Origin of the sequence: Longimicrobium sp. (assembly GCF_036399255.1) — a bacterium.
GTDB lineage: Bacteria > Gemmatimonadota > Gemmatimonadetes > Longimicrobiales > Longimicrobiaceae > Longimicrobium.
The window spans coordinates 1-10973 of record NZ_DASWNM010000158.1 but is presented as its reverse complement, the minus strand read 5'-3'; the positions used below and the strand labels follow the sequence as shown (position 1 = coordinate 10973).

9 protein-coding genes are annotated in these 10973 nt (G+C 71.2%); all 9 read left to right on the top strand.

All coding sequences use genetic code 11. The annotated features are described in order from the left end of the window. The first annotated feature begins 291 nt into the window (after positions 1-291). The 9 genes from murC (at position 292) to VGC13_RS30060 (ending at position 10879) form a co-directional block, all read left to right on the top strand. On the top strand, positions 292-1716 hold the full coding sequence (gene murC / locus VGC13_RS30100; RefSeq protein ID WP_331129046.1) for a UDP-N-acetylmuramate--L-alanine ligase: 1425 nt from the start codon (positions 292-294) through the stop codon (positions 1714-1716). Then, the gene (locus tag VGC13_RS30095; protein ID WP_331129045.1) at positions 1713-2471 is read left to right on the top strand and encodes a cell division protein FtsQ/DivIB; all 759 of its coding nucleotides are present in this window, start codon (positions 1713-1715) and stop codon (positions 2469-2471) included. Before murC ends, VGC13_RS30095 begins: the two co-directional genes overlap by 4 nt. A 26-nt stretch (positions 2472-2497) precedes the next feature. Then, positions 2498-3757 carry a cell division protein FtsA gene (gene ftsA / locus VGC13_RS30090; RefSeq protein ID WP_331129044.1) on the top strand — a complete coding sequence of 420 codons (1260 nt, stop codon included), beginning with the start codon at positions 2498-2500 and terminating at the stop codon, positions 3755-3757. 80 nt (positions 3758-3837) lie between these two features. Continuing rightward, positions 3838-5121, top strand: coding sequence for a cell division protein FtsZ (gene ftsZ, locus VGC13_RS30085; RefSeq protein ID WP_331129043.1), 1284 nt, complete (start codon positions 3838-3840; stop codon positions 5119-5121). A gap of 115 nt (positions 5122-5236) precedes the next feature. Next, entirely contained in the window at positions 5237-6538 is a 1302-nt protein-coding gene (locus VGC13_RS30080; protein ID WP_331129042.1) for a M23 family metallopeptidase, read from the top strand. Positions 6539-6755: 217 nt separating this feature from the next. Continuing rightward, the gene (locus VGC13_RS30075) at positions 6756-7913 is read left to right on the top strand and encodes a hypothetical protein (protein ID WP_331129041.1); all 1158 of its coding nucleotides are present in this window, start codon (positions 6756-6758) and stop codon (positions 7911-7913) included. 174 nt (positions 7914-8087) lie between these two features. Beyond that, complete coding sequence (gene hisA, locus VGC13_RS30070) at positions 8088-8846, top strand: 1-(5-phosphoribosyl)-5-[(5-phosphoribosylamino)methylideneamino]imidazole-4-carboxamide isomerase (RefSeq protein ID WP_331129040.1); 759 nt, start codon at positions 8088-8090, stop codon at positions 8844-8846. After that, entirely contained in the window at positions 8846-9076 is a 231-nt protein-coding gene (locus tag VGC13_RS30065) for a hypothetical protein (protein WP_331129039.1), read from the top strand. The genes hisA and VGC13_RS30065 overlap by 1 nt, the downstream gene beginning before the upstream one ends. 282 nt (positions 9077-9358) lie before the next feature. Continuing rightward, complete coding sequence (locus VGC13_RS30060) at positions 9359-10879, top strand: ATP-binding protein (protein ID WP_331129038.1); 1521 nt, start codon at positions 9359-9361, stop codon at positions 10877-10879. Positions 10880-10973 lie beyond the last annotated feature (94 nt).

Sequence of the window (10973 nt, the reverse complement as noted above, 5' to 3'; positions counted from 1 at the left end):
ATCCGGAGCGGGATCGAATTCTCCCCTCTCCGTGAGGAACGAACGGGGAGGGGCCGGGGGAGGGGCACCCCGGCCGGCGCAGTGAGATCCCGTTCGCCGAGCCGCGATCCGTCGGCATCCCAACCTCCCCCAGGGGTTTTGGGGGAGGTGCGAGCCTGAGCGAGCGGAGGGGGCGCCCGCGAGGAGTCGTCCGGAGACGCGCCGGAGACGGATGTTTGTCGCAGAAGGTAGCAGAAGAGGGCGCGAAACAGCGTCCGGGTGTTCTTTCTTCAACGTGGGGCCTGCGTTACATTGAGCACCGACTTCGACCTGGTTGAGCTGGCAAAGCGCGGCCCCGTGCACTTCATGGGGATCGGCGGGGCGGGCATGGCGCCGCTGGCCGAGATGGCGCTGCTGCAGGGCGCGCGCGTCACCGGCTGCGACTCGTCGCCCGGCCCGTCCACGCAGCTGCTGGAAAGCCGCGGCGCCGTCGTGTACCAGGGCCACGACCCGGCGCACGTGGCGGGGTGCTCGGCGCTCATCATGACCGCCGCCGTCCCCGCCGACCACCCGGAGCTGGCCGCCGCGCGCGCCGCCGGCATCCCCGTGCTCAAGCGGGCCCAGGCGCTGGGCGCCATCGTCAACCACGCCACCGTGGTGGGCATCGCCGGCACGCACGGCAAGACCACCACCACCACGCTCACCACCGGCGTCCTGGCCGCCGCCGGGCTCGACCCCACCGGCTTCGTGGGCGCCCGGGTGCCCGCGTGGGGCGGCAACCTGCGGCGCGGCGGGGACAGCGTGTACGTGGTCGAGGCCGACGAGTACGACCGCTCGTTCCACCAGCTGCGGCCCACCGTCGCCGTCGTCACCACGCTCGAAGCCGACCACCTGGACATCTACGGCTCGCTGGACGCGGTCGAAGAAGCCTTTCGCATCTTCGTGGACTCCGTCCCCGCCGACGGCCTGATCGCCGCCTGCGCCGACGACCACGGCGCGTCGCGGCTGGCCGCCACGCTGCAGGGCGGCCCCGAGCGCATCGTCACCTACGGCGTGAACGCCGGCGCCATGCTCCGCGCCGAGGACGTGCAGGCGTCCGGCGGCGACTCGTCGTTCGTCGTCCGCGAGCGCGGGACCGTCCTCGGCCGGGCGCAGCTGGCCGCGCCGGGGCTGCACAACGTCCGCAACGCCCTCGCCGCCGTGGCCGTCGCCCGCCGCTTCGGCGTGCAGTGGGAGGCCATCGCGCAGGGGCTGGCGGCGTACCGCGGCGTCGACCGCCGCTTCGAGACGCTGGGCGAGGCCGAGGGCGTGCTGTTCGTGGACGACTACGCGCACCATCCCACGGAAGTGCAGGCGACGGTGGCCGCCGCCCGCGCCGGGCACCCGGACCGCCGGCTGGTGCTCTGCTTTCAGCCGCACCTGTACTCGCGGACCCGCGACTTCGCGCGTGAGTTCGGCCAGGCACTGGCGCAGGCGGACGTGCTGTTCCTTACCGACATCTACGCCGCGCGGGAGAAGCCCATCGAGGGCGTGACGGGCGAGATGATCCTGGCCCACGCCCGCGAAGCCGGCGCCGACGTGCGCTACATCCAGGACCGCGCCGACGTGGTGGATACCGTCGCCGCCGAGCTGCGCCCCGGCGACCTGTGCGTGACCATGGGCGCCGGCAACCTGGACATCGCCGCGCGCGAGCTGATCGGGATGCTGCGCGGCGCCCCTTCCGGAGCCGGACGATGAGGCGCCGCGCCCGTCTGGCTCTCCTGGGCCTCGTCGCCGCCGCGGCGGGATCGGCGCCGTACTGGGGGCCGCCGGCGCTGATGCGCGTGCCGCTGTTCGACGCGGACCGGGTGGAGGTGGCGGGTTCGCGGCTGCTGGCGCCGCACGAGGTGGTGGCCGCGTCGGGGATCCGCATCGGGGCCAGCGTGTGGACGGACCCGGCGGCGTGGGAGGCGGCGCTGAAGCGGCATCCGGTGATCGCGGAGGCTACCGTCGTCCGCCGCTTCCCGGCCACGCTGCGCATCCGCGTGACGGAAAAGCGCCCGGCCGCGTTCGTCGCCGCCGGCACGCTGCGCCCCGCGACGGCAAGCGGCGAGATCCTGCCGGTGGACCCGGCGCGCGTCCCGGTCGACCTGCCGCTGGCCGGCACCGCGCCCGACACCGCCACCCGCGTCCGCGACCGCGCCACGCTGCGGCTGCTGGCCGAGGCCGGCCGCCTGGCGGACGCCGACCCCATGCTGATGGCGCGCGTCTCCGAGCTTCGTGCGGGGGCGGACGGCGCCACGCGGCTGGTGCTGGCGCATCCCCGGGCCGAGGTGCTGATCCCGGCCGGCGCCGCCGAGCCGCGGCTTACGCAGCTTCGCGCCGCGCTGGCCGACGTCGCCCGCCGCGTGCCCGAGGGCGGGCGCGCGCAGGTGGACGCCCGCTTCGCCGACCAGGTGGTGGTGCGGCTTCCAAAGCCCGCGCCGGCGCCCGTACCCGTGCCCGCATCCTGACCCGCAGCCGCACGAAGCCTGAATCCATGCGTCCCACCATCGTCGCAGGGCTGGACATCGGGTCGAGCAAGACCGCCGTGGTCATCGCGGAGGTCACGGGCGACGCCCCGCAGCGCGCGCAGGTCAAGATCCTGGGCGTGGGGCAGGCGCGCACCGGCGGCATCCGGCGCGAGATCGTCACCGACATCGAGGCCACCACCGAGTCCGTCCGCAAGGCCGTCAAGGAGGCCGAGCTGATGGCCGGGGTCACGGTGCAGAAGCTGTACACCGGCATCGCGGGCGAGCACATCCATGCCTGGCCGTCGACGGGCGTCGTCGCGGTGGGGCGCGGCCCCGGCGGCGACGGCGAGATCCGCGCGGGCGACGTGGACCGCGTGCAGGAGGTGGCGCGTGCCGTGGTCATCCCCGGCGACCGCGAGCTGGTGCACGCCATCCCGCAGGAGTACATCGTCGACGCGCAGGGCGGCATCAGCGACCCCGTCGGGATGGCGGGGACGCGGCTCGAGGCGGAGGTGTTCATCGTCACCGGCAGCGCCACCGCTGGGCAGAACGTGCGCAAGGCCGTCACCCGCGCCGGCTACCAGGTCGCCGAGCTGGTTCTCGAGCCGCTGGCTTCGTCGCTCGCCGTGGTGACGGAGGACGAGAAGGAGATCGGCATCGCCCTGGTGGAGCTGGGCGGGGGGACCACGGACGTCTGCGTGTTCCACGAGCGCAAGATCCGCCACATGGTGTCGCTTCCCTGGGGCGGCGCCACGGTCACCAACGACATCGCCAAGGGCCTGTCGCTGCCGTACGCCGAGGCCGGGCGCGCCAAGGAGCGCTACGGCGTGGCCCGCGCCGACCTGGTGCGGCCGGACGAGACCTTCGAGATCCCCGCCGGCGCCGCGGGGCAGACGCGGCACGTCGCGCGCGAGCTGCTGGCGCACATCATCGAGCAGCGGATGGACGAGATCTTCGGCCTGGTGGCGGCCGAGCTGGACCGCGGCGGGTTCAGCGGCCAGCTGGGCGGCGGCATCGTCCTTACCGGCGGCGGGGCTTCCATGCAGGGGGTGCTGGAGCTGGCGGAGCGTGGATTCGCGGCGCCGGTGCGCATCGGCGTGCCGGGCGAAGGGCTGGGCGGCCTTGCGGATTCCGTCCGGCGGCCCAAGTTTTCGACCGCTGCAGGACTCGCCGTCTACGGCTCGCGCCGCCTCGTTTCGGAAGCACCCGATGGGAGCGCCATGTCCGGCGCTTCGGTCAACGGCGTCATCAAGTGGATGCGTGACTGGATCTCGGATTTCTTCTGAGCTCCACGCGGACGTTTCGGCATACTGATCTCGCTTTCTTCTCAAACGCCCGTCCCTCCCTGATGGAGGACCCAGCGCACATGGTCTTCGAATACGACGAGACGAGCACCCAGAACGCCCGCATGAAGGTGGTGGGCGTGGGCGGCGGCGGCGGAAACGCCGTCAACCGGATGATCGAGGAAGACCTGGAAGGGGTCGACTTCATCTCGGTGAACACCGACGCCCAGGTCCTCAAGCTTTCCAAGGCCGACGTCCGCATCCAGATCGGACAGAAGCTCACCCGCGGGCTGGGCGCCGGCGCCCGTCCCGAGGTGGGCGCGCAGGCGCTGGAAGAAAACCGCGACGAGATGCGCAAGGCGCTCGACGGCGCCGACCTGGTGTTCATCACCGCCGGCATGGGCGGCGGCACCGGCACCGGCGCCGCGCCGCTCATCGCCGAGATGGCCCGCGAGATGGGTGCGCTCACCATCGCCATCGTCACCAAGCCCTTCATGTTCGAGGGCAAGAAGCGGATGAAGCAGGCCGAGCAGGGCCTGGCCGAGCTCAAGCGCGCCGCCGACACCATGATCGTGGTCCCCAACGAGCGGCTCCTGGCCGTCGTCGGCAAGGGGACGTCGTTCAAGGACGCGCTCAAGAAGGCGGACGAGGTGCTGCTGCACGCCACGCAGGGCATCTCGGACCTCATCCGCGTCACGGGTGAGGTGAACGTGGACTTCGCCGACGTGCGCACCGTGATGTCGAATCGCGGCGCGGCGCTCATGGGCACCGGCTTCGGCCGGGGCGAGAACCGGGCGATGGAGGCCGCGCAGGAGGCCATCAGCTCGCCGCTGCTCGACAACATCTCCATCAGCGGCGCGGCCGGCGTGCTCATCAACATCACCGGCGGGATGGACCTGGCGATCGACGAGGTGACCACCATCTCGTCCATCATCCAGGAAACCGCGGGCGACGACGCCGAGATCATCTTCGGCGCGGTGCACGACCCGTCGATGAAGGAGGAGGTGCGCGTCACCGTCATCGCGACCGGCTTCGACCGCGACACCGCGCCGGTGGCCGAGCGGATGCCGCGGATGGACAACGTGATCCGCGCCGACTTCCGCACCGGCCAGCGCACCGGCACCGGCGGCCCGGCCGACATCGCGGGCACGCGCACGGCCTATCCGCCGCGCCCGGCCTTCGAGCCGCGCGACGCCCGCGCCGAGCCGCGAGCCGAGCCCCTGCGCCCCGAGCCGCCGCGGCCGGAGCCGCGCCCCGAGACGGTGCAGCAGACGGGGACCCCGGTCCACAAGTTCCCGCCCCGTCCGGAGCCCAAGGTGCCCAGCGACCTGGAGATCCCCACCTTCATCCGCCGGCAGATGGACTGACGCCCCACCCGGCCCTCCCCGCCTCCTTCGCGAGACGGGGAGGGCCTTCGTTGTACCCCCGCACGAGCGCTGATCCTCGATTCGGGAACCGCTGTAATCCAGAAGAGGAAGACGGATGGCCAGACCCTATCGCATTCTTGCCGTGGGCGCGCTGTGCGCCGTGGGCGTTTCCGTCGGCGTGCAGCGCGTGGCCGAGCGCCGCGAGGCCGCGCAGGCGCCGCAGCCGCTTTCGGTGCTGGCGGCCTTCCGCGCCGCACCGGTGGACGTGGCCCTGGCCGACACCCTGCGCAGCGGCGAGACGCTTTCCGGCCTGCTGGCGCGCACCCGGCTCGATTCGGACGCCGCCGGGGCGCTGCTGGCGGAGCTCAGCCAGATCGCGGACCCGCGCTCCATCCGCCCGGGCCTGGTCGTGCAGTACCGCATGGCGCTGCGGGACGGGCGGGTGCGGGGGATGAGCACGCGGCTGGACGCGGACCGCTCGCTGGCCTTTCGCCGCGCGGGCGCGGGGTGGGCGGCGGAGGTGCGCGAGGTGCCGGTGCGCGCCGACACGGCGGTGCTGGCGGGCACCGTCCGCCAGTCGCTGTACCAGGCGCTGATGGACGGCGAGGGCGACGTTCCCCGCGCCGAGCGCCAGGCCGTCGCCGACATCCTGGCCGACCGCATCTTCGCGTGGAAGGTGGACTTCTCGCGTGACCTGCGCCCCGGCGACGCGTTCCGCATCCTCTACGAGCGGATGGTGCGCCCGGACGGCACCGCGCGCACGTCGAAGGTGCTGGCGGTGCAGTTCAGCATCGGCGGCACCCCGCACGACGCCTACCTGTTCACCGTGGACGGCGCCGAAGACTACTACGACGGCGAGGGCGAGTCGCTGCGCCGCGCCTTTTTGCGCGCGCCGCTGGAGTTCCGCCGCATCAGCTCCTCCTATTCGACGGGCCGCTTCCACCCCATCCTGCGCCGCGTGCGCGCCCACCACGGCATCGACTACGCGGCGTCGCAGGGCACGCCCATCCGCGCGGTGGGCGACGGGGTGATCCAGAAGGTCGGCTGGGGCGGGGGATACGGCAACGTGGTGGAGATTCGCCACCAGCGCGGCTACGCCAGCCGCTACGCGCACATGCGCGGCTTCGCGGCGGGCATCCGCCCGGGGACGCGGGTGCGGCAGGGGCAGCTGATCGGCTACGTGGGGACCACGGGCCTGTCGACGGGGCCGCACCTGCACTACGAGTTCCACATGAACGGGCGGCCGGTGAACCCCTCGTCCATCCGCTACCTGACCGGCGACCCGGTTCCCGGCGGCGCCCGCGGCCGCTTCCGCGCCCAGCGCGACGTGCGCATCGCGGCGATGGAGCGCTCGTCCGGCCCGCTGCTGGCCGCCAATCCGCGCCCGGACACGTCGAGGACGCGCCAGCGTGGCTGAGGCGCGGGGCAGGCCGGCCGGCGTTCTTCCGCCGCGTGTGACGGGCCCGCGGCGCGGGCGCTGAAGGCGGTCTGGGGCAGGCCAGGGGGACCCGGAGGCGGAGTGCGGCGGCGGATCCTGCGGGGTGTGCCGCCGCTTTGCCTCGGGCCGGGCGGGGAAAGCCGGATTTCGATGAAGCTCGCTGGTTTTTGCTCACACACTTCATGAAAGGACGCCCGTGATTTTCTCACCACACACGCTGCATGCCGCCGTTCCGCTGTCCGACGAGCACAGGGCGGCGGTCATCCAGAAATTCGTTCTGATTGCCGAAGCCAGGAAGGCACAGGGGGAGCCAGCCCCGGCCCCGGCCCCTGCGCCGGCTGGCGATTCGGTCTCCATCGACCTCACGACCGTCTCGCAGGCCGGAAATTTCGATGCGTACGTCGGCATTCGGTTCAATGGCGACGATACCGGGAGCCTCACCAGCCTGATCGTCGATTCCGGCAATTCGACCTTGATCGTTCCGTATTGGGAGCACATCCAGGATCTCCCGGGCTACACCGTCCTGGGCGCGGGACGCGAGCCCTGGGGCAGCCCTGCGAACATCGTCAAGGGTCCCATCCTGCTTCCCACCTCGGACGGCGGCGTGTACACGATCCCGGACTGCGTGTTCTATGCATGTACAGGCGGCTCGCGTACGGCCAACTTTGGCGCGGGACGCCCCACGCCGTGGTCGGCGAACGGATGGAACACCCCGTCGGGGGTGCCCGGTCTCGTGATGCAGGCGCCCCTGTCCTACAACACCGACTATCCGTACGCGGAGTTCAGCTACGCCTCGGCCGAGGAGATCTTCGGCGCGGACGGGGCGCCGACCGTCGTCAGCAACTCCTTTCTGGTCCTGTACAGGTCGCAGCCGTCCGGGTACACCGTGCTCCAGACCCTTCAGAACCTCGAATGGATGGCGGTGATTCCGCAAAGCCTGAGCATTGAGGGAACCGGAACCCCGTGGCCGGGCTCCGTGAGCGCGCCGATCGCGATGGTGGATACCGGCGGAGGGCCCGTGTTCCTGAGCGATCCCGACGGATACGTCTATCAGACGACGTGGGGCGATCCGGCCGCCTGCCCGGGGTGGACGTCCACTTCGCTGAATTGCCAGTGCATCAGCGGGCAGATAGGGCTGCAGCTGGGCGACGGGACCACGTCCGTCTCGTACACGATCGACCCCGCTCTCCTGCCCGCGCCGGCAAAGGGGCTCACGGCCGTGTTGTGCCAGACGAATGCCTTCATGATGGGCCGGCAGGGAATGAACATCGGGGGGATCTCGGCGCTCTTCAACGACATCCTCGTCGATTACGCCGGCTCGCAGGTCGGATTCAGGGCCAAGGCCCCCACCTGACCCGGCGATTCTGGAGATTCGGCCGGCGTTCGCGGCGTGTCGTACGAGCCGGCCCGGCGCAGGCCCTCCCTCGCCGGCCGCGGGCTTGTGCGCCGAGCGGTGGCCCGGCATGTTCACCGCTGGCGCTGCAAGGCCGGCGACGCCGGTCCCGGATGCTTTCCCGAGTGAACGAGCGTGGCTGACGAAACGAATCCAGGCGGCCGCTTCGCCCTGTATCCCGCCATCGACCTGCGCCGCGGGCGCTGCGTGCGGCTGGAAAAGGGGCGGGCGGACCGCGAGACGGTCTACGGCGGCGATCCCCACGGGGTCGCCGCCGGTTTCGTCGCCGCCGGCGCGCGCTGGATCCACGTGGTGGACCTGGACGCCGCGTTCGGCGACGGCGGCAACCGCCCGCTCATCCGCGACCTGGCGTCGAGCATCGAGGTGCGCGTGCAGACGGGCGGCGGGCTGCGGACGGAGGCGGACCTGGCGGAGGTGCTGGAGTCCGGCGTGGCCCGCGCGGTGATCGGCACGGCGGCCATCGAGAACCCGGACCTGGTCCGCCGCGCCATCGAGCGCTGGGGCGCGGAGCGCATCGCGGTGGGGCTGGATGCGCGCGGGCGGCGGCCGGCGGCGCGCGGGTGGACGGAAGAGAGCGGCACGGACCTCTTCGACCTCGCCCGCTCGCTGGTGGACCTGGGCGTGCGCACCATCATCCACACCGACATCGAGCGGGACGGGATGATGATGGGGCCCAACCTGGCGCTTTCCGCCGAGCTGGCCGCGCACGCCGGCGCGGAGGTCGTCGTCTCCGGCGGGATGCGGGGGATGCAGGACGTGCACGCCGTCGCCGAAGCCGCGCGCGCGGGGCGGGGGATCGCCGGCGCCATCATCGGCAAGGCGATCTACGAGGGCGCGCTGGACCTGTCCGCGGCGCTCGAGGCGGTGGGCTGATGGCGCGCGTGACCCTGCAGCGCGTCCGCTCCACCATCAGCGTGCACTCGCTGGCGCAGACCGTCCAGCAGTACACCGGCCTTCCGCTCCCCGAAGCGCAGCGCGTGGTGGAGCGCGCCCGCACCGGCGAGCACGTGGAGCTTGAGCTGGACGACGAGTACGCCGCCTACGACCTCGCCGCCGTCCTCGCCGACCTCGGCGTCACCGCCGAGGTGGACGAGTCACGGTAGCCCTCCGTTCGAATCAAAAAGCACGAGGCGCACCTCTCCACGGGTGCGCCTTTCGCTTTCTCTCGCTCCAGATCCCCATCCGCCACCTGCCGTACAATTCGCTCCGCATCCGCCACAGGTGGACGCGTCTGCCCGCCTGTGTCCATTGAGGAGCGCGCACAACTTTCCACCTGCGTCACGATCTATGTGCTACAAAACAAAGCACTTGCGCGATCTGTGGCGTGCGTGTAATCGTACGGAGTGAACGAAGCCTCTGTGCCCACCTGACGACCCGGGGCGCCCTTGTCCACCGTCCTCGACTCCCTCGACGAAACGAACGAGTCCACGCTGCGCGAAGTCGAGCGCGTCGTGGCGCGCGGCGAATCCGCGCAGGCGGAGTTCAAGCTCTCCACCGGGCAGCGAACCGAGGGCGCCAAGGCCGCCTGCGGCATGCTGAACGGCAACGGCGGCTTCGTGCTCTTCGGCGTCACCGACGACGGCCGGATCGTCGGCCAGCAGATCACGTCCGGCACGCTGGAAGACGTGGCTCGCGAGATCCGCCGCATCGAGCCGCAGCCCCTGCTCTCGCCCGAAACCGTGCACCTGCCGGACGGCCGCGCGGTGGTGCTCATCCGCGTTCCGCGCGGCGAGGGCCCGTACACGTACGACGGCCGGCCTTACGTGCGCGTGGGCCCCACCACCGTGCAGATGGCGTCCGAGCACTACGAGCAGCGGGTGGTGGAGCGGATGCATCCTTCCAAGCGCTGGGAGACGCAGATCGCACTCGACGTCGGCTTCGACGATCTGGATGAGCAGGAGGTGATCCGGACCACCGAGGAGGCCATCCGCCGCAATCGCATGGCCGACCCGCTCACGCGCCGGCTTGAGGATCTGCTGCTGGGCTTTGGCCTGCTGCGCGACGGCAAGCTGCTCAACGGAGCGCTGGTGCTGTTCGGCCGCGGCGACCGGCTGGTGCCGCTGTTCCCGCAGTGCACGTTGCGGATGGCCCGGTTCCGCGGGCGCGACATCGAGGAGTTCGTGGATACCCGCCAGGAGACGGGGAACGCCTTTCAGCTTTTCATGAAGGCGCAGCAGTTCCTCATCGACCACCTGCCGGTGGCCGGGCGCATCATCCCCGGCATCTTCGAGCGCGTGGACGATCCGCTCTACCCCCCAGTCGTCCTGCGCGAGGCGCTCGCGAACGCCTTCTGCCATCGCGATTACGCCATCCACGGCGGCTCCGTGGGAATCGCCCTGTTCGATGACCGGCTGGAGATCTCCAGCACCGGCCCGCTGCGCTTTGGCCTCCGTCCCTCCGATCTGCTGACGCCGCACCCGTCTCTCCCCTGGAATCCGACGATCGCTTCCGTCTTCTATCGGCGTGGCATCATTGAGAAGTGGGGCCGTGGGACCATCAAGATCAACGAGCTCACCCAACGCGCCGGCCTCATTCGCCCTGAGTTCCACCAGCGAGGTGGGGAGTTTCTCGTTCGCTTGTTCCCGCACGCCTACGTGCCCCCCACGCGCGTGTCGCACGAACTCACCGAACTGCAGCGCGAGCTTCTGGCGCTGATCTCCGAATTCGGCCCCTCCTCGTCCGTTGCGCTTCAGGCCAAGCTGACGGCGCCGATCTCCAATGCCCACCTGCTCCGGCACCTCGGCTATCTGCAGACTTTGGGATTGATCGAGAAGTCTGGTGCCGCCCGTGCCTCCCGCTGGAGGCTCCTCGGCCAGACGGCGCCGATGCCCACCATCTCGATCAGGGATACCCCGCCGGGGTTGGCGTTTGTTGATGAAGCGGAACCGCAGCAGGACGAAAGCTAGATCTACGAGGGGATACGAGGGGATACGAGGGGATACGAGGGGATACGAGGGGATACGAGGGGATACGAGGGGATACGAGGGGATACGAGGGGAT